The sequence below is a fragment of the Kribbella sp. NPDC050124 genome, from assembly GCF_044460355.1.
In the GTDB taxonomy this organism is placed as follows: domain Bacteria; phylum Actinomycetota; class Actinomycetes; order Propionibacteriales; family Kribbellaceae; genus Kribbella.
In genome coordinates this window covers 1-18,725 of the sequence record NZ_JBITJU010000017.1, presented here as the reverse complement: position 1 = coordinate 18,725, position 18,725 = coordinate 1, and the positions used below count along the sequence as shown (strand labels likewise).

Sequence of the window (18,725 nt, the reverse complement as noted above, 5' to 3'; positions counted from 1 at the left end):
ACGTTTGCAAACGATTGCACGCGGTGCGGCGGGTGGGTTAGTTTTTGTGCATGCTGCCGCCGCGGGTTGTGTTGGGGACGGCCTACTATCCGGAGTATCTGCCGCGGGAACTGCGTGATCGGGTTGAGGTTGACCTCGACCTGATGGTTGCGGCGGGGATCACCGCGATCCGGGTCGGCGAGTCCGTGTGGTCGACCTGGGAGCCGCGGGACGGGGTGTTCGACCTCGAGTGGATCCGCCCGGTGCTGGATGGTGCGGCCGCTCGCGGGATCGGGGTCGTGCTCGGGACGCCGACGTACGCCGTGCCGCCGTGGTTGCAGCGGGCGCATCCGGAGATCGCCGCTGAGCGTCGTACCGGCGAGCGAGTGCCGTGGGGAGTGCGGCAGGAGGTGGACTACCACCAGCCGGCGTTCCTGTTCCACGCGGAGCGGGTGATCCGGCGGATCGTCGAGCATCACCGCGACCACCCTGCCATCATGGGCTACCAGGTCGACAACGAGCCCGGTCTGCTGCTGCCCCACAACGAGAGCACCTTCCAGGCGTTCGTCGCGCACCTGCGGGAGACGTACGGCGACGTCGACACACTGAACGAGGCCTGGGGCCTGACGTACTGGTCGCATCGGCTGAGCGACTGGTCTGAGCTGTGGCGACCGGATGGCAACAGCACCCCGTCGTACGACCTGGCGTGGCGACGCTTCCAGGCCGCACGGACGACCGACTTCATCGGTTGGCAGGCAGATCTCATCCGCGAGCTTCGGCGACTCGGCCAGTTGGTGACGACATGCCTGGCCTACGACCGCGCCGCTGTTGCTGACGTGGACCTGAGCGCCCGGCTTGATGTTGCGGCGGGCAACCTTTACGTGCACGTCCAGGACGGGCTCGAGCGGCCGGCTCGGCTGCCGCGGTTCGAGGTCGGCTGGATCGGGCGCAGCGTCGCCGAGCTGTACCTCGCGGCGGACCGCGTGTACGGCTCCCGCGGCGAGCCGTTCCTCATCACCGAGACCAACGCGACCACGATCGGCGGCTCCCAGCTGAACCATCCGCCGTACGACGGCCAGCTCCGGCAGCTCGCCTGGGCGATGGTGTCCCGCGGCGCCCGGATAGTGCAGTACTGGCACTGGCACTCGATCCACCACGGCGCGGAAACCTTCTGGGGCGGCATCCTTGGCCACGGCCTGCAGCCGGGACGCGTGTACGACGAGATCACGGCGATCGGAGCCGAGCTGGCCGAGGCCGGCTCCACGGTGGTCGACCTGCGACCGGATGTCGACGTGGCGATCGTGTGGTCGACGGAAAGCGATTGGGCGTTGCAGTGCCAGCCGCCGCTCGCGCATCCGGGTGGGGTGCCGGACAAGTCGTCGTACCGGACGATCGTGACCGCTTTCTACACCGGCGTACTCGATGCCGGGCTGCGGCCGGGCGTGCTGCCGGTGGAGCGGCTTGGGGACGACCCGGTCGAGCTGGCGTCTCGGGTGCCGGTGCTGGTTGTGCCTGCTCTGTACATCGCGTCCGATGCTCAGTTGGACCTGCTGGTTGCGTACGCGCAGGCGGGCGGTCACCTGGTCGTGGGACCGCGGACAGGGTACGCCGATCCGGAGGCGCGGGCACGGGCGGAGGTAGCGCCGGGTCGGCTGCGTGCGGCGGCCGGGGTGCACTACTTCGAGTACGAGAACCTGCTCGATGACCTGCCGGTGACCGGGCTCGACGGGCATGCGACTCGGTGGGCCGAGCGGTTGATCGTGGACGACGCCGAGGTGCTTGCGTCGTACGAGCATCCCGGTGGCGGGCAGCGGCCGGTTGTGACGCGCAAGTCGTTCGGTGACGGACAGGTGACGGTGGTCGGCACGGTGCCGGACGCTGCGTTGGCTCGTGCGGTGTTCAAGGGCGTGGGTGAGCCTGTGTGGCCGGGGCTGCCGGAGTCGGTGACGGCTCTGTCGGCGGTCAATCCGGCGGGTGAGCGGCTGTGGTTTGTGCACAACTGGTCTGGCTCAGCTGCGTGCGTTGAGGTGGCCGGCGATCGGTTCGAGTTGGCGGCGCGTGATGTGCGCGTCGTGCGGGAGGAGCGGGCATGACGGCGTACTACGAGGATCTGTTGCCTGGGACCGGGATGCGTGCGCCGCGGGCGTGGCTGCGGTCGTCCAGGCCGCGGCTGAGTCTCAACGGTCGTTGGCAGTTCAGGTTCTCGACGGATCCCACCGCGGCCTTTGTGGACGATGGGTGGGACGAGGTGGAGGTGCCGGGGCACTGGGTGCTGCAGGGGTACGACCGGCCGCGGTACACGAACACTGCCTTCCCGTTCCCGATCGACCCGCCGCGGACGCCGGACATCAACCCGACCGGGGACTACCGGCGCTTCTTCGACCTGCCCGACGACTGGTCCGGCGGCGTCCTGCGGTTCGAGGGCGTGGACTCGTGTTTCAAGGTGTGGGTGAACGGGGTCGAGGTCGGTACGGCGAAGGGGAGCCGGCTGCCGAGCGAGTTCGACGTCGGCGCCGTACTGCGTCCGGGCCGGAACGAGCTGTCGGTGCGGGTGCATCAGTGGTCGTCGGGGAGTTACCTCGAGGACCAGGACATGTGGTGGTTGCCGGGGATCTTCCGGGACGTGACGTTGCTGGCTCAGCCGGTGGTCGAGGACGCGTTCGTGCATGCGGACTACGACCACGTCACGGGCGCCGGGACGTTGCGGGTCGACGTCGAACCGTCGACCGCGCGCGTCGTCGTACCTTCGCTGGGGCTGGAGTTGGCTGCGGGGGAGACGGTGACTGTCCCGGGAGTGGAGCCGTGGTCGGCTGAGGTGCCGCGGTTGTACGACGCCCAGATCGTGGCGGGCGGGGAGACGGTCGACGTACGGATCGGGTTCCGGACGGTCGCGGTCGTCGACGGCCTGCTGACGGTGAACGGGCGGCCGCTGTTCTTCCGGGGTGTGAACCGGCACGAGCACGATGCTCGGCGGGGGCGGGCAGTCAGCCTCGAGACCATGCGGCAGGACCTGGTGCTGATGAAGCAGCACAACATCAACGCGGTCCGTACGGCGCACTACCCGCCACATCCCGCGTTCCTCGACCTGTGTGACGAGCTCGGGTTGTGGGTGATCGACGAGTGCGACATCGAGACGCACGGATTCATCTACACCGACTGGCGCGGGAACCCGGCCGACGACCCGGACTGGGCGCCGATGATGCTGGACCGGATGCGGCGGATGGTCGAGCGGGACAAGAACCATCCGAGCGTGATCATCTGGTCGCTCGCCAACGAGAGCCACCGCGGACGGAACTTCGGCACGCTGGCGGCGTGGACCCGGGAGCGCGATCCCGGACGGGCGCTGTTCTACGAACGGGACCGCAGCTACGAGTTCTCCGACTTCTACAGCCTGATGTACACGCCGCTCGACGAACTCGAGCGGATCGGCACCCGCACCGAGGACGTGGTGATCGACGAGCCCGCGCTGGAGGAACGCCGGCGCGGACTGCCGTTCATCCTCGCCGAGTACGCGCATGCGATGGGCAACGGGCCGGGCGGGCTGGCGGACTATCAGCGGATGCTCGAACGTTATCCGCGGTTGCAGGGCGGCTTCGTCTGGGAGTGGATCGACCACGGCCTCCTGTTGCCGGGCGCAACGGACTATGTCTACGGCGGCGACTTCGGCGAGCCCGTCCACGGCGCAAACTTCTGCATAGACGGACTCCTCTTCCCCGACCGGACACCCTCGCCGGGACTGCTCGAGTACAAGACGACGATCGCGCCGGTCCACCTGTCTCTGGCCGACAAGTTGATTGTCGACAATCGGCAGACGTTTCGGGCGGTGGACCACCTGGAGTTCGTCTGGACGGAGGAGGTCGACGGGGTCGAGGTGCGCTCCGGGCGCCTCGAGGTGCCGACGGTCGCCCCAGGCTGCTCCGTGGAGGTGCCCGTTCCCGACCTCACAACGGACCTCCCAGGTGAGCGGTGGCTGACGGTTCGGGCGGTGCTGGCGAAGGACGAGCCGTGGGCCGACGCCGGGCACGAGGTGGCGTGGGCGCAGCTCAAGCTACCGGGCAACGAGCAACCGCCGACCGTCCTCCAACCCGCTGCGTCGGTTCAGGAGCAGCAGCCGGCTGAGGCGGCACCTCGGGATCGGGTTGCGGTTGGGGGTGGGGAGTTCGATGTGCGGTCGGGGCAACTGCTGCGGCTATTCGGGGTTGAGGTTGAGGGGCCGCGGCTCGACTTGTGGCGGGCGCCGACGGATAACGATCGGGGGCAGGGTGGGACCAATGCGGTGGTTACGGAGTGGCGGGCGGCTGGGTTGGATCGGATGGGGCATCGGGTGGATCGTGTTGAGGTGGGGGAGCGGGGGCTCACCGTGCATGCGCGGGTTGCGCCGGACGGGCTTGGGGTTGGGGTGCGGGCGACGTACCGGTGGAGGGCTGTAACCGACGGGCTGCAACTGACCGTGGACGTGAAGCCTGAGGGGGAGTGGGACGGGACGGCGATCACGCCGCGGTGTGGGAGTTGGCCGCGGGTTGGGGTGCGGATGGCGGTGCCGGGGCGTATCGAGAACGCGCGGTGGTTCGGTGGTGGGCCCGGTGAGGCGTACGCCGACAGTCGCGCGGCTGCCCGGGTCGGAAGGTTCGAATCCACGGTGGACGAGCTGCAGACGCCTTACGTCGTACCGCAGGAGAACGGATCGCGGACCGACGTCCGCTGGGCGGAGCTGACCGATGCCGAGGGCAACGGGTTGAGGATCGAAGGCGCGCCGCACTTCCAGCTGACGGCTCGCCGGTGGACGACCGAGGACCTGGAGCGCGCCCGGCATCGTGCGGACCTCGTGCCGCGCGATCACGTGTACCTCAACCTGGACCTGGCCCAGAACGGGCTCGGCAGTGCGTCCTGCGGACCGCCGGTGACAGCTCAGCACACGCTGGAAGTCGCCGAGTACAGCTTCACGCTGACCTTCCGGGAATTCGGTGGGCAGGGCGATGGTGCTGTGCCATCATCGGCGCCATGAGTACATTCTTCCGACTGGGCTAGCCTCCCGCTGGCCTCAGCGTCTCTGCCCGAGGCCGGCGATGCGGGAGCAGCTCAGCCGAGCGCTCCCGACCGCTGACCGGGAGACCCCACCATGTGCTCTGCGCGCCTCGGCGTGGCAGAGTCGATCACCCGAGCCCTCAGCCTCGGCAAGCAACCGATGGTGCTCGTGCGCACCGTCACCGGCCTGGAACACCTGGCCGCCGCCGAACTGACCGAGGCCCGTCACCGCGTGATCGACCTGACCAAACGGCAACTCGTCCTCGAACCCACCGCCGGAACCATCGTCACCAGCCCGCCCCGCCTGGCCGACGACCTCTTCCTGATCCAAGCCGCTGTCTCTGACCCAGGTCGGACGAGAGCGGCGCTCACTGCCGCAACGACCGCTGCACGTCGTCTGCTGGAACCGTGCTCCGGCGACTTCGCGGTGAGCGCTTCCTTCACCGGACAACGCAACTACAACCGGTACGACGTCGAAGACCTCGTCGGCGAAGCAGTTCATGAGTTGTCCGGCGGCACGTATCACTCCCGCCGCACCGGCACACCACCGGTCGAACGCGCCGACTGGCGAGTCGTCCTCGACGGTACGACGATGTGGATCGGCGTCAGGCCGTTCGACGTACCTCTCCATCGCCGTCCTTGGCGGCGGCAGACGGTGACCGGCAGCCTGCATCCACCGGTCGCCGCCGCGATGGCGCGGCTGGCCCGGATCGGACGCGGTCATCGGGTGCTCGACCCGTTCTGCGGCGCGGGCACGTTGCTGCTCGAGGCGCACGAGCTCATGCCGGGAGCGAGGTACGTCGGCACCGACCGACAGCCGACCGCGATCACCGCCGCCCAAGCCAATGCGTCCAGGCGGGCGCAGATGGAGTGGCGGATCGCCGACGCGCGAGACCTCCGGGCCACCGTCGACCGGATCATCACCAACCCGCCGTGGGACCGCCGCGTTGCCATCGGCAACCTCGCGCCGTACTTGCGCCAGTGGCGCCGGACGCAGGCCGAGCGCGTCGTGGCGATCCTCAACCCCGAGCAGGCCGCGATGCTGACCGGGGATGCCGCCTGGCGAGTCCTCGACGTGTACGACGTCGCGGTCGCCGGGCAGCACCCCCGGATCATCGTCGCCGAACCCGCTAGCTGAAGTACTCCTTCAGCCGGCGCACATACGGAGCCCGCTCCGCAGCGGTAGCGGGCTCCGCAATGTGCCGCGTGCTGTACAACTCGTCCCCGACGTACCGCGGAAACACGTGCACGTGGTAGTGCCAAGCGTCCTGATACCCAGCCGGCTCGTTGTGCTGCCGAGTCGACACCCCAGCACAGTCATACGTGTGCCGGATCGCAATCGCCACCTCCCGAACGACGTCATGCGCAGCATGCCCATACTCCGCCGGAAGGTCGTACAGGTTCCCGTGATGCCCAGTCGGCACCACCAACACATGCCCACGATTGTTCGGCCACCACCGAGACGCGACGAACGCCAGCGCCCGCTCCGTGCGTAGTACTACGTCCTGCTGCTTGGTCAGGCCGTCTTCACCACCCGCGGCCAGTAGGCAGAACGGGCAGTCGTAGTCGTCGGGTTCGTGGTTGAACATGCGTTGGCCTCCGTGGACGGTCGTGGCTTCGACGTAACGCCCCGGTACCGTCAGGTCCGGGTCAACGAACTGCTGGGCGGAGTTCGTGACCACATGCGCCGGAGCGAGGTCAAGTGCCGTGGGCAGGGTAGCGAGGTCGTCCCTGTCCTCGACAATGCTGCCCGGTGTCTGCGGGCGCTCGTTGCGGGAGTGGCCGCGACGGTCGTACAAGGGCAGGCGGAAGGACTCGGCCAGCCCGGGGACGACGAATCGCCGGTTCCGTGCGTCACCCCACGACCCGTCGACGAGTACGAGGGGCCCGCTGCTTCCCTCCTCACGGGGCGACGGGAACCGCGCGTCGGTAGACCCTTCCTATGTTTGCTTCGCTTGGTGCGGTCGACGCCGAGGAGTGCCGGCTCGGCATGTCACAGCGCCTTCGGAAATTTGAGCTTAAGGGAACAGATGTTCTAATATAGTTCCATGAACCTCCCCGCGGTCGACATGTTCTCCGGTAAGGAAAAGCCCACCGGAGCGTTCGCGGCGGAACGCGCCGTGGCGTCTGCCGGCGAAGGGGCCACAGCTCTCGTTGCCGAACGCGGTGCTGCGCTCGCCGCGGTTGTGTCGGCCGAACAGGCTGCGGCATTCGATCCTGGGCTGGCCGCTCGGTTCAACGCGGAGCTGATGGCGGAGTCGGACGCGTTGGAGGCGGCCGGTGTCTTGGTTCCGCCTGGTGACTTGTGGGATCCCGATGATCCCGCGTGCTCGGATGGTCCAGTGTGGTTGCGTGAGGAGGACCTGTTCGACGAGTTGCCGCCGATGTCGCGGGTGGACGCGCTGGAGCGGGAGTTGTGGGCAGGCGTCGAGCAGGACGAGGTGGAGCGGCTGATGCTGCGGCAGAAGGCGCCGGCCTGGGTGTTCCTGCGGCCTGGTGCTGAGCTGGCCGCGGCGCTGGAGGCAGTGCGGCCGCAGTGGGAGTCGCCGATGGCGTTGATCGAGCTGATGAAGGCCGCGGCCCGGATGTCGGCCTGGGCGGAATCGATCAAGGCCGCTGCGATGGCGTCGTTCTACCGCCAGCGCAAGGCCCAGGCGACCGAGTTGCCGCGGCCAAGTGAGACCGACTCCTCGGGCCGCCCGGTCGATCCGGAGCGCTCCTGGACGGCCGAGATCGGTGCCGCGCTGCACTTGTCCAAGGAGACCGCGGCGCGGCACATCGACACCGCGCTGCACCTCACTGGCCCGCTGGCCGCGACCCACACTGCGCTGCGGTGTGGTGCGCTGTCCTGGTCGAAGGCGTTGGCGATCTCCGAGGCCACCCGACCGCTGTCCGCGGCCGCTGCGCAGGCGGTCGAGGCGCACGTGCTGCGCCGAGCCGCGGGCCAGACCCACAAGAACTTGGGCGAATCGCTGCGCCGCCAGGTCGCCAAGTACGCCGCGAAGGAGGAGGCCGACCGGCACCGGGATGCGGTGCGGGACCGGACTTGCAAGATCGTTCCCCTTGCTGACGGCATGGCCGGCCTGTGGGTCGTCCACACCGCCGACAAGATCCAGCAGATGTGGGTCGTCGTCCAAGCCATGGCCGACCTCGCCAAACGCGGCACCGCCGCCGACTCCTCGCCCCCAGCCACTACGGCGGACTCCACCACTCGCGCCACCCCCACCGACGAGATCCTCACCGCCAAGACCGGCACCGGCACCGGCACCGGCCACCCAACCAGCGGCGTCGACAGCAACACCAGCCGCACCAGCGAAGCGGCCGGCTCGGGGCCAGGTGAGCGGGTCCAAGATGAGTGGGCTACAAATGCGCGGGCCACAAATGCGCGGGCCACAAATGCGCGGGCCACAAATGAGCGGGCCACAAATGAGCAGGCCACAAATGAGCGCGCCAAGGATGAGCGGACGGCGGGGCAGCGACGCGCTGATGTCGTGGCCGACGTGTTCGAACACATCCTGCGCAGCGGCGCGGACTGGCTCGGCCGCCGACTACCCGACCAGCACCGCCGCCGCCCCCACATCGAAGTCCTCATCCCGATCACCACCCTGGTCGGGATCGACGAGAACCCGTGCGACCTGACCGGCTACGGGCCAATCCCTGCCGAGATGGCACGCCGGATCGCCGGCGACGGCACCTGGCGGCGACTTCTCACCGACCCGACGAACGGGATGGTGCTGGAGGCCTCGACCACCCGTCACGACCCCGGCGCCATAGTCAGCGAGACCCTCCTCGCCCGGCACCCGGTCTGCGCCTGGCCCGGCTGCAACCGCACCTCGCGAGAATGCGACCGCGACCACGCCACGCCGTTCGCCCGGACCGGGCGCACACGCTTGGCAGGGCTGGTGCCGTACTGCGAGTACCACCACGTGATCAAGGACAACCGAGCCTGGGGCTGGACCACCACCGACCATCCCGACGGCTCCGTCACCACCTGATTTCCCCGACCGGGCACCGCTACACCACCGTCCCACCCGCCCGCGGCCCCCTCGCCCAGGCACTACCCACGAACCAGTATCCGGACGACGATCCGCCACCGGACGACCCGCCACCGTTCTGACACAACGGTCGCCGGGAGGTCTGGCCGGCGCGTTCAGCATCGCTCTTGTCGGTTCAGTGGGAGGTGACGAACGTTACGTAGCTAGAGTTGCCCTTACCTGTGACGCCGGAGTTCGGGCCCAGCGTCAGTTGGCCGGCTGGGACGTCGCGTTTGAAGAGGAGCAGGCGTTGGTCGGTGGTGCCGACGGTTTCTCCGGTGCGTGTGAAGGTGTTGAGCCAGGACGGCCACCAGTCGTTCTCGCCTCGCGGGTCGTAGGCGACGTAGACTGTTGCCGGTCCGGTCAGGTCCAGCGTGAGGTAGTCGGCCGGACCGGTCGCCTTGGAGTCGTCGTTGGCGCCGGGGACCATCGCCTGGCCGGTCAGCTGCGCCGGCAGGTCGGTGATCTTGTAGCTGCGATCGACGTAGATCTCCGCACCCGGCTGCGCCTTGACGAGGTTCGACAACTTCTCCGGCGTCCGCACGCTGACCAGATCGCTCAGCACCGGCGGCTCACTGGCAGGTACGCCGAGCATCCGAGTGCCAACCGTCTTCACAGCCGACGCCGGCTGCCCGGTCAGCGGCACATGCTTGAACGATGACAGCGGTACGGCGACGCGCTCGACCACGTAGGAGTGGTTGCCCTGAACAGGCACCGTGACGACCTCGTCGGAAGTAGCCCCGACCACAGCCCGTCCGCGGGAGTCGATCACCCGGATCTCCTGACCCGGCCACGGGTTGCGGACGCGCAGCGACTCGCGACTACCAGCCTGGATGCCGACCAGACTGACCACGCCATCCTTGACCTCAGTGCTGATCCGGTGACCACCCGCGATCTCGACTGACCCGGCCACATCCCAGTCACTCGGCCAAGCCGGGGCGACCTGCACGACACCGTCGTACGACTGGACCAGAGCCTCCTGGAGACCGGTCGTCAGCACGCCGCCCCACTCGTTGTAGAAACTTTGCTGACGGACTGGTTCGCGGCCGGTCCGGTGCACGGTGAAGCCGTTCGGGAAGATCTGGAAGTCCTGGATCCCCTTCAGCATCAGCCGCTTCACCTCGTCGGCCAGACCGAGGCGGGCGGCCCAGGTGGTGTCCATCCCCCAGTCCTTGTCCTGCGGGTAGACCCGTTGCCGGTACGTCGCCTGCATCAGCTCGGAGGTCTCGTCGAACAGCCCCCACGGCCACAGCACCTCCATCTCCGGGTTCTGCGTGTTGTGCGCCTCCTCGTCGGTGCCGGACCACGCCAGCACCTCCTCGCCACCACGCTGCACGGTCCGGAACGGCGGCAGCTTCGCCGCCGCGGCACGCAACTGCCCAGCGAACGCATCATCACCACGTGACTGGGCGAGGTCCGCGACGATCGGGAAGATCACCCGCATCGCAGCGAGGTCCGGTGCCGGGTCGTTGGTGTCCCACTGCACTTCGAGCGCGTTGACGTGCTCCAGGTGCAGGTAGCCGTCGTCGCCAGGCGTCAGCGCTGCCAGGTGGAACTCGGCGATCTCCTTGATCAGCGGGTAGGCGCGATCCAGCAACGCCTGGTCGCCGGTGTAGCGGTACTGCCACCAGATGTTGTTCACCAACTCCGGTCCGCTGCTCAGGATCCGTTTCACCCAACCGGGCTCCGACATGTTGTCGCAGCCGTCACCGGTTCCGTCGTACCGCAGGAACTCCGGCACGCACGTCCCTTGCGCGTTGAACCAGTGGTCGTGCGTCCACTTCCGCATCAGCGCGGCGCGGTCGAGGTAGAAGCGGAAGTACGGCGCGTTGAACTCGCCGATGCCGGCGCCCAGGTTGGACGAGATCAGCATCCGCAGGTTGAAGTGCCAGTACGAGTCCTGCGCCCAGTCGGCCTGGTCCTTGGCCGACGAGAACATCCGCACGACGGCGCCGTGCGTACTCGGAACTGGTGACCGCATCGACGCGGCCATCGTGTACAGCTGCAGGGTCCGGAGGTTCTCGACGTACTCACCGGTGCCGTCGGACGACGTGATCCGCATCGGCGCGGCCTTCGCCCAGAACGCATGCCACCAGTCGAGATGCTTGCTCGGCGATTCGGTGACCGCACGGCGTGCTGCCGTCGCGACGTCACCATCCTTGTACGACGGTAAGCCGACGACCAGCCGGAACGAGCCGTCAGCGTTGGGGCGGAAGGTGACCCGGACGGTCAGCGGGTCGACCACGGAGGCCGAGACATCGCGGCCACGGGCGGTCAACGCGGCGACCGCGCCGGTCAGACTGCCCGAGGCTTCGTCGTGGAAGGTCTCCGCGAGCGCGGCGACTGTGCCGTTAGCCGTGGCGGTCGGCGTACGTCCCTCCCACAGCTTGAGGTCTGCGGTCTGTGTCTTGGTCGGGTCGGCGCCGGTGACTTCGAGCACGAACTGGTCGGCGTCGGCGCGGACGTAGGAACGGGCCGACATACCGCCACCGCGTTGCACGAGTTGGCCGTCGTACATCGCGAGCCGCCCGGTGTAGTTAGCGGCACGCATCAGTGGTTGGAGGCCGGGTACGACGAGGCGCCCGGCGGACTTGAGTTGCGGGAAGGTGTCGACGCGGTTGAGTTGGGCGCTGAAGCCCTTCTCGGCCCAGACACCGGCGCCGAGGACGCCGTTGCCGAGTGGCATCGCCTGGTACGCGCGCCAGGCCGGGCCCTCCTGCACCAGGTCCGACCGCGAGACGAGGCCCGCTGGATCTGTGCGGAGGCCGCCGTCCCGCCACGCTGTCGTGGGCTGGTCGACGGTTTGGCCGACGGCGACCGGGACCGAACTGGTGCCGACGGCAAGTAATGTCGCTAGTAGGGGCAAGGTCAGTCGAAGCATCTGGTGAGCCTTTCGGGGCGGGGTGTTGCTAGAGAGCGGTCCAGAGTTCGGCGGGCAGTGGGTGCCGCCAGAGCGCGGCGTTCTCGCGGACCTCGGCCGCGGTGGCGCAGCCGATCAGGACCGCGGTCACGGCGGGATGGGTAGCGGGGAAGCGCATCGCGGCCGCTTTGAGTGGGACGTCGTACGACGCGCACACCTTCGTCAGCCGCTCGACTTCGGTGACGATCGCCGGGGAGGCCGGGCGGTAGTCGTAGGTGGAGCCGCCGGCGAGGATGCCGGAGTTGAACACCCCGCCGGCGATCACCGCGACGCCACGATCGGCGGCTGCGGTCAGCAGGTCGTCGGCGGCGGACCGGTCGAGCAGCGTGTACCGCCCGGCGATCAGCACGACGTCGATATCGGTCTCCCGGACGAACCGCGCCGGGATCTCCGGACTGTTCATCCCGATCCCGACCGCGCCGATCACGCTTTGCCGCCGAAGCTCGTCAAGCACCGGATAGGCCTCATCCAGCGCCTGCTCCACATGCTCGTCCGGATCATGCAGATGCACCACATCCACCCGATCCACCCCGAGCCGCGACAAGCTCTCCGCAACCGACGCCTTGATCCCCTCCGCACTGAAGTCGTACTCGACGCCGTCGCCCACAACCCGCCGCCCAGCCTTCGTAGAAACAACGTACGAATGCCTCGGGACTCCAGCCAACGCCTCCCCAAGCCGCCGCTCAGCAGCTCCAGCGCCATACAACGGAGCCGTGTCGAAGTAGTTGATGCCGGCATCCAGAGCTGCCTCGACAGCAGCATGAGCGGCATCAGGTTCGACGCCCGCGAGGGGTGCGGTGCCCAGCCCCAACGGGCCGAGCATTCTCATGGGCGGGGCTCGATGAAGTAGTCGACTCCGCGGCGGGTGCGGAACTCGACGACGCCTTCTTCGGGGCGGGCGAAGGCTACGGGCCCTTCGGTGGACTTGACGTCGACTGTGAGGCCGGTGCGGAGGCGGAGGCGGTTGCCCAGGAGGGAGTGGATTTGGGCTCGGGTGAGGTTGCCGGCGGTCCAGGTGAGGTCGATGTCGAAGCCGCCGCGGGAGCGAAGGCCTCGGATACGGCCGGTGGGGAAGGCGGGCGGGAGGCAGGGGAGCAGGGCGACTTCGCCGGAGTGGCTTTGCATGAGCATTTCGGTGATGCCGGAGACGCCGCCGAAGTTGCCGTCGATCTGGAAGGGCGGGTGCAGGTCGAAGAGGTTCGGGGCAGTGCGGCCAGGCGCGAGCAACTGAGTCAGGTGCTTGTAGGCGTTGGCCGGCTCGAGTAGGCGCGCCCGCATGTTGAGCTTCCAGGCGAGCGACCACCCGGCCGTCGCTGCCGGGCCGCGGAGCTCCAGCGACTTCCGCGCCGCGTCGGCGAGTTCCGGCGTACGGCGAGGGGTGATCTGGTCGCTCGGGAAGAGCGCCCACAGGTGCGACACGTGGCGGCTCGTCTCCAGCGCGGCCTCCTCCCAGTCGATCAGCCACTCCTGGATCTGGCCGAGGTACCCGACCTGGATCGGCGCCAGCCGCGACCGCGCCTCGGCGACCTGCGCGGCCATCTCCGTGTCCTTGCCCAGCAGCGCAGCTGCCTGCCCGAACACCTTGAACAGGTCGTGCAGGATTTCGCTGTCCATCGTCGGACCGGCGCAGATACTGACGCCCTCGTTGTCGTAGTCGTGGTGCTTGAGCTCGGGCGAGTGCGACGGGCTGGTCACCAGATAGCCCGTCGGCCCGTCCGTCTGCAGCTGGTCGAGGAAGAACTCCACCGACCCGCGCAGCACCGGGTAGTACTTCCGCAGCATCTCCAGATCGCCGGTGTACTCGTACCGCTCCCAGAACAGCAGCGCCAGCCACGCCCCACCGGTCGGCCACACCCCGTAGTACGCGAAGTCGACCGGCGCAGTCCCACGCCACCCGTCGGTGTTGTGATGCGCGACCCATCCGGGAGCGTCGTACATCACCTCAGCGGTCCGCGCACCGGACTCGGCCAGCTCGGCGATCATCTGGAACAGCGGGTCCCAGCACTCCGCGAGGTTGGCCGGGCCAGCCGGCCAGTAGTTCATCTCGCAGTTGATGTTCAGCGTGAACTTCGACTGCCACTCCGGCAGCATCTTGTAGCTCCAGATGCCCTGCAGGTTCGCCGGCTGTCCCGGGCTGCGCGAGCTGGAGATGAGCAGGTAGCGCCCGAACTGGTAGTACAGCGCAGCCAGTTGCGGGTCGCCGCCGTTGCGGAATGCGATCACCCGCTGGTCGGTCGGCAGCGCGATCGAGTCCGACGTCCCGAGCTCGATGTCGAGCCGCCCGAACAGCCGCCGGTAGTCGTCCACATGCGTCTTCCGCAACAGCCCGTACGGCGGACGCTCGGCAGGCAACGGCTCCGACGCCCGAGCCACCTGGTCGGCGCTCACGTCGAGGTAGTTCCGGTAGCTGGACCCGATCGACAGCACCAGCGTCACCGCGTCCGCGCCGGCCACCGTGAGTTTGCCGTCGGCAACCTTCGTCGACCCGCCGTCGGCGAACGCCCGGACCAGCGCGCAGAACTTCACCGACCCCTTCAGGCCCTCGGCGTCGCCACTGATCCCGTTGAGCGCCAGCGTCCGGTCGTCGTACCGATCGACCGTCGCCGCCTGCGGTGTCGTGTACGTCGCGTCGAACGAGATGGCGCCACCCCGGTCGGCGGTCAGCCGCATCACCAGCACCTGCGCCGGGTGGCTGACGAAGACCTCCCGCGAGTACCGGACACCATCGGCGACGTAACTCACCGACGTGATCGCCGAGGTCAGATCCAGCTCCCGGCGGTACGACGTGACGGTGGACGGCGTGATCCCGGGGAACGTCAGCATCAGGTCGCCGACCGGCTGGTACTGCATCTGCTCGGTCGGGCGGCCCATGAACTTCTCGTCGGCCAGCATCTGCGCGGCCAGGTACTCCTCCTCGGCGATCAGCCGCCGGATCTCCGGGAGTGCCTCGCGGCCGGCCGGGTCGTCGTACTGGTGGGGTCCACCGGCCCAGATCGAGTCCTCGTTCAGCTGCAGTTGCTCGGTCGCGGTCCCGCCGTACACCATCGCGCCGAGCCGGCCGTTGCCGACGGCAAGCGCCTGCAGCCATTCGGTGGCGGGTTGGGTGTACCAGAGCCTGAGCGGGTTGGTGTCACTGCCGACCTGCTGGTCAGCGGTGTCGGCGGCGGTGGCGGTCACGGGATCGGCGAGGCTGCCGGCGACGACTGCGGTGCCGGCCGCGGCGCCGGCGGTCCGCAGGACCTGGCGTCGGGTGTATTCGGTCATGGGGCGGTCTCCTAGAGGCGGTAGGTGCGCTCGGCGGCGCCGCGGAACACGTCGTTGTGCGCGGCCGCCGGAAGCAGTTCAGCGGTACGGCGGAGGACCTCGGCGCGTGTGCTCGAGAGCGTGCACACAGGCCAGTCGGAGCCGAACATCACCCGGTCGCTGCCGAACAGCTCGAGGGCGACGGCGATCAGTTCGGCGAGGGTCTCGGTCGGTAGGTGGGCGGTGCCGGACAGCTTGACGGCGACGTTCGGGTAGTCGGCGAGCGCCTTCATCCCGGCCGACCACTCGGCGGTGATCCCGGTGGGATTGCCGAGGTGGTCGAGGACGAGGCGCGCGTCGGGTACGGCGTCGGCGAGTCGAGCGGCACCGCTCAGGGCGGACGGGCGGAGCAGCAGGTCGATGGCCAGGCCGGCCTCGGTGGCGGCTCGCACACTGCGAACGAACGCCGGGTCGGTGAACGCGTCCGGGGCGGTCTGGTCGGCGGGCGGGCAGCGGATGCCGAGGAGCAACGGGTCGTCGGGGAACGAGGTGCTGCGGTAGAGGTCGAACCAGCCGACGACCCCGAGGACGGAGGGTGTGGTCGCGGCGAGGTCGAGCAGGTCGGTGACTTCGAGTGGATCGGCGTCGGCCTGGACGAGGATGGTGTCCGGCCGCCCGCCGGCGGCGTCGTGGAAGTCGTCGAGGGTGAAGTCGCGGCGGAGTGGGTGGTGGGCGGGTAACCAGGGGAGTTGCCTGCGGGCGAGGTTCCAGAGGTGGACGTGGGTGTCCAACGGGGGCGGACGGGATTCAGTCATGGCGGCTCGCGGGCCTGGTGATCGAACTCTCGCCGCGGGCGTGCGCGGAGAACAGGCGGGCGGCGTCCTCGGGGTCGGTGCCGGCCAGGGCCTCGACCAGGTCGAGGTGGCGGCGCGCCATCAGACCCCAGTCGCCGGCGTACATCGCGTTCGAGACGACCTGCAGGTTCCACAGCGCCGGCTCGAGGGTGCGCCAGACCTTGAGCAGCATCGAGTTGCCGCTCGTCGCGAGCACCTGCCGGTGGAACCGCAGGTCGGCCTCGCGGAAGGCGCCGATGTCGTGGTGGTCGGCCGCGTCGGTCATCCGCTGCACCTCGATCCGCAGCAGGTCCAGCTCCGCCGGCGGGACGTTGCCGGTGGCGCGCCGGGCGGCCGCGGTCTCCAGCAGCACGCGGACCTCACGGGCCTCGCGGGCCTCGACCTGGGAGATCTCGGTGACGAAGTTGCCCAGCCGCGGCCGGTACGTCACCAGTCCCTCGTGGGCCAGTCGCCGTACCGCTTCCCGGGCGGGGGTCTGGCTGGTGCCGAGGACGCGGGCGATCTCGGACTCGACCACGCGCATCCCAGGCGCCAGCTCGCCGGACAGTATCCAGTTGCGGATCGCCTCGTAGACCCGGTCGGAGAGCAGCTCGGTCTCGGTCGACGGCGGGGGAGCCGGTTGCGTCGAGCGCAGCGCGAGACCGCTGCCGGTGCGGTGCCGGTGGATCTCCTCGCGCCGGCGGCGGGCGACCGTCGACTGCGACACTCCGTGAGCGGCGGCGACCTCACGGGTCGAGGCCGGGTTCGACATCGGGTGTCCGGAATCGGCCATCGATCCGGTGCCGATCGCGCCGAGCCGGACCCGGTCGACCATCCGCGGCCGGCCGCTGCGCATCCCGTCGTCCAGTCCGGCCATCCCCATCCGCAGGAACCGGCGCCGCCACTTGCCGACGGTGCCGGGGGTGACCGCGAGCAGGTCCGCGACGTCCTTGTTCGACTGCCCCTCGGCGCAGGCGAGCACGATCCGGGCCCGCAACCGCATCGCCGGAGTGCTGCCGTTCCCGGCGGCGAGGTGGCTGAGCGCAGCGCGCTCGGCCGCGGACAGCGTCAGCGGCGACTTGGGACGTCCGGCATCGGGCATGGCTGCATGGTGGCCCCGATGACAACGATCTGCCAACCCTTTATGGCACGGACTTCCGACTCAGACCGTCCACTTTGCCGTTTAAACGTTGACACTTCAGCGTAGCTCTCTGCATCGTCGATCGCTAACGACGCCCGGCCGCCCCCGACGCCGGGACGATCTGAGAGGACCGGAAATGGCTCGATCGATTCGGCGGAAGCTTGTCCCGCTGGCAGTGGTTGCGATCCTGGTGGGCGCGGCCGGTTGCGGCGGTGGTTTCAGTGACGAAGGCTCCGCCGGTGGCAGCACCGGCGAGGTGCGGATGCTGGTCAACATCACTCCCAACCTGACCAAGGGCTACTGGGAGGAGCTGGTCAAGCCGTTCGAGGACGCCAACCCCGGCGTCGACGTGAAGATCGAGGCCCCGACCGGGCAGGGCGTGAAGGACACGCTGCCGCAACTGCTCGCGGCCGGCAACGCCCCGGACGTGGTCGAGACGCTGATGGCCGACAAGACCCTCGCCCCGCAGATGCTCGAGCTCACCGACCAGGCGTGGACCAAGGACACGCCGCTGTCGGAGCAGGCCGCGCTGGACGGCAAGGTCTACACCGTCGGCGTCGGTCAGCAGGCCCAGTCGCTGGTGTTCTACAACAAGGACGCGTTCGCCAAGGCCGGCATCTCCGCCCCGCCGAAGGACCTCGACGAGCTGACCACCGCGATGGGCAAGCTGAAGGCCGCCGGGTACCTCCCGCTGCAGACCGCCGGCGACTACGTGACCGGGTTGCAGCTGCTGCAACTCAGCGACCCGTCGATCGCGACCAAGCACCCGGACTGGTACCAGCAGGTCAACTCCAAGCAGCTCGGCGTCGGCCAGTCCATGCTGCCGCTGCTGCAGCGCTACGAGTCCTGGATCAAGAACGGGTACGTCGACAAGAACGCGCTCGGCCTGGACGACGTCAATGCGCAGACCACCTTCCTGACCGGCAAGTCCGCGATGTACATCATGGGCAGCTGGTTCGTCCGTACGGCGGACAGCCAGAAGCCCACCTTCGACCTCGGGGTGTTCGCCGCCCCGACCGAGGCCGGCCAGCCGTACCCGGGACCACAAGGCGTCACGATGGCGATGCCGTACATGGTGCTGAAGTCGACCAAGCAGCGCGACCTCGCGGTCAAGCTGGTCCAGTTCCTCGCCACCGACAAGGCGGCCGTCGAGAGCCAGCTCGCGCAGGACGGCAACTTCCGCAAGGGCTACACCGACAAGCTGACGCCGCTCGGCCAGCAGGTGCAAGAGATCCTCGACCAGGCGCCCAAGCACGTCGCGCAGGGTGAGGGGTACGGCGCCAACACCCTGCCGCAAGGCTTCAACGGGGAGTGGAACAAGGCGGTCCAGAGCCTGTACACCGGCAAGTCCGCCGCCGACGTCGCCAAGCGCATCGACGCCTGGATGGGATCCAAGTCGTGAGAGAGCGGCTGACCACGGCGAGTATGGTCGGGCCCGCGCTGCTGCTGTTCGTGGTCATGCTCGTGGTCCCGGTCAGCCTGTCGATCTACCTGAGCCTGACCGACTGGAACGGGTACAGCGCGAACCCGGCGATCGTCGGCCTGCAGAA

At 68.8% G+C, this 18,725-nt stretch carries 11 protein-coding genes; 5 read left to right on the top strand and 6 right to left on the bottom strand.

What is annotated here, in order from left to right; translation table 11 throughout:
* Positions 1–50: 50 nt before the first annotated feature.
* The 3 genes from ACIBL3_RS31235 to ACIBL3_RS31225 all read left to right on the top strand — a co-directional run bounded on the left by ACIBL3_RS31235 (position 51) and on the right by ACIBL3_RS31225 (position 6,142).
* Positions 51–2,072: a beta-galactosidase gene (locus ACIBL3_RS31235; protein ID WP_396357327.1), complete on the top strand. Its 2,022-nt coding sequence runs from the start codon at positions 51–53 to the stop codon at positions 2,070–2,072.
* On the top strand, positions 2,069–4,984 hold the full coding sequence (locus tag ACIBL3_RS31230; RefSeq protein ID WP_396357326.1) for a glycoside hydrolase family 2 TIM barrel-domain containing protein: 2,916 nt from the start codon (positions 2,069–2,071) through the stop codon (positions 4,982–4,984). The genes ACIBL3_RS31235 and ACIBL3_RS31230 overlap by 4 nt, the downstream gene beginning before the upstream one ends.
* A 114-nt stretch (positions 4,985–5,098) precedes the next feature.
* Entirely contained in the window at positions 5,099–6,142 is a 1,044-nt protein-coding gene (locus ACIBL3_RS31225; protein ID WP_396357324.1) for a TRM11 family SAM-dependent methyltransferase, read from the top strand.
* Here the strand turns inward: ACIBL3_RS31225 and ACIBL3_RS31220 are convergent.
* Positions 6,135–6,593 carry an HIT family protein gene (locus ACIBL3_RS31220; RefSeq protein ID WP_396357323.1) on the bottom strand — a complete coding sequence of 153 codons (459 nt, stop codon included), beginning with the start codon at positions 6,591–6,593 and terminating at the stop codon, positions 6,135–6,137. The genes ACIBL3_RS31225 and ACIBL3_RS31220 overlap by 8 nt on opposite strands.
* Before the next feature lie 459 nt (positions 6,594–7,052).
* On the opposite strand from ACIBL3_RS31220, the gene ACIBL3_RS31215 reads away from it, so the two are divergent.
* Positions 7,053–8,999: a DUF222 domain-containing protein gene (locus ACIBL3_RS31215; protein ID WP_396357322.1), complete on the top strand. Its 1,947-nt coding sequence runs from the start codon at positions 7,053–7,055 to the stop codon at positions 8,997–8,999.
* 175 nt (positions 9,000–9,174) lie between these two features.
* On the opposite strand, the gene ACIBL3_RS31210 is transcribed toward ACIBL3_RS31215, so the two are convergent.
* From ACIBL3_RS31210 to ACIBL3_RS31190, 5 genes are read right to left on the bottom strand one after another with little or no spacing between them, the layout of a single operon-like run.
* Positions 9,175–11,919 carry a glycosyl hydrolase family 95 catalytic domain-containing protein gene (locus tag ACIBL3_RS31210; RefSeq protein ID WP_396357321.1) on the bottom strand — a complete coding sequence of 915 codons (2,745 nt, stop codon included), beginning with the start codon at positions 11,917–11,919 and terminating at the stop codon, positions 9,175–9,177.
* A gap of 28 nt (positions 11,920–11,947) precedes the next feature.
* Positions 11,948–12,787, bottom strand: a complete 840-nt coding sequence (locus ACIBL3_RS31205; RefSeq protein ID WP_396357320.1) for an aldo/keto reductase — start codon at positions 12,785–12,787, stop codon at positions 11,948–11,950.
* Positions 12,784–15,222, bottom strand: coding sequence for a glycosyl hydrolase family 95 catalytic domain-containing protein (locus ACIBL3_RS31200; RefSeq protein WP_396357319.1), 2,439 nt, complete (start codon positions 15,220–15,222; stop codon positions 12,784–12,786). Before ACIBL3_RS31200 ends, ACIBL3_RS31205 begins: the two co-directional genes overlap by 4 nt.
* Before the next feature lie 11 nt (positions 15,223–15,233).
* Complete coding sequence (locus ACIBL3_RS31195; protein WP_396357318.1) at positions 15,234–16,016, bottom strand: amidohydrolase family protein; 783 nt, start codon at positions 16,014–16,016, stop codon at positions 15,234–15,236.
* The gene (locus ACIBL3_RS31190; RefSeq protein WP_396357317.1) at positions 16,009–17,136 is read right to left on the bottom strand and encodes an FCD domain-containing protein; all 1,128 of its coding nucleotides are present in this window, start codon (positions 17,134–17,136) and stop codon (positions 16,009–16,011) included. The genes ACIBL3_RS31195 and ACIBL3_RS31190 overlap by 8 nt, the downstream gene beginning before the upstream one ends.
* A 175-nt stretch (positions 17,137–17,311) precedes the next feature.
* Between ACIBL3_RS31190 and ACIBL3_RS31185 the strand changes: the two genes are divergently transcribed.
* Positions 17,312–18,577, top strand: a complete 1,266-nt coding sequence (locus tag ACIBL3_RS31185) for an ABC transporter substrate-binding protein (protein WP_396357316.1) — start codon at positions 17,312–17,314, stop codon at positions 18,575–18,577.
* Positions 18,578–18,725: the final 148 nt, after the last annotated feature.

Excerpts from the sequence above, each read along its gene's own strand:
- ACIBL3_RS31235 (WP_396357327.1), top strand. The coding sequence starts at position 51 with ATGCTGCCGCCGCGGGTTGTGTTGGGGACGGCCTACTATCCGGAGTAT.
- ACIBL3_RS31230 (WP_396357326.1), top strand. The coding sequence starts at position 2,069 with ATGACGGCGTACTACGAGGATCTGTTGCCTGGGACCGGGATGCGTGCG.
- ACIBL3_RS31225 (WP_396357324.1), top strand. The coding sequence starts at position 5,099 with ATGTGCTCTGCGCGCCTCGGCGTGGCAGAGTCGATCACCCGAGCCCTC.
- ACIBL3_RS31220 (WP_396357323.1), bottom strand. The coding sequence starts at position 6,593 with ATGTTCAACCACGAACCCGACGACTACGACTGCCCGTTCTGCCTACTG.
- ACIBL3_RS31215 (WP_396357322.1), top strand. The coding sequence starts at position 7,053 with ATGAACCTCCCCGCGGTCGACATGTTCTCCGGTAAGGAAAAGCCCACC.
- ACIBL3_RS31210 (WP_396357321.1), bottom strand. The coding sequence starts at position 11,919 with ATGCTTCGACTGACCTTGCCCCTACTAGCGACATTACTTGCCGTCGGC.
- ACIBL3_RS31205 (WP_396357320.1), bottom strand. The coding sequence starts at position 12,787 with ATGAGAATGCTCGGCCCGTTGGGGCTGGGCACCGCACCCCTCGCGGGC.
- ACIBL3_RS31200 (WP_396357319.1), bottom strand. The coding sequence starts at position 15,222 with ATGACCGAATACACCCGACGCCAGGTCCTGCGGACCGCCGGCGCCGCG.
- ACIBL3_RS31195 (WP_396357318.1), bottom strand. The coding sequence starts at position 16,016 with ATGACTGAATCCCGTCCGCCCCCGTTGGACACCCACGTCCACCTCTGG.
- ACIBL3_RS31190 (WP_396357317.1), bottom strand. The coding sequence starts at position 17,136 with ATGCCCGATGCCGGACGTCCCAAGTCGCCGCTGACGCTGTCCGCGGCC.
- ACIBL3_RS31185 (WP_396357316.1), top strand. The coding sequence starts at position 17,312 with ATGGCTCGATCGATTCGGCGGAAGCTTGTCCCGCTGGCAGTGGTTGCG.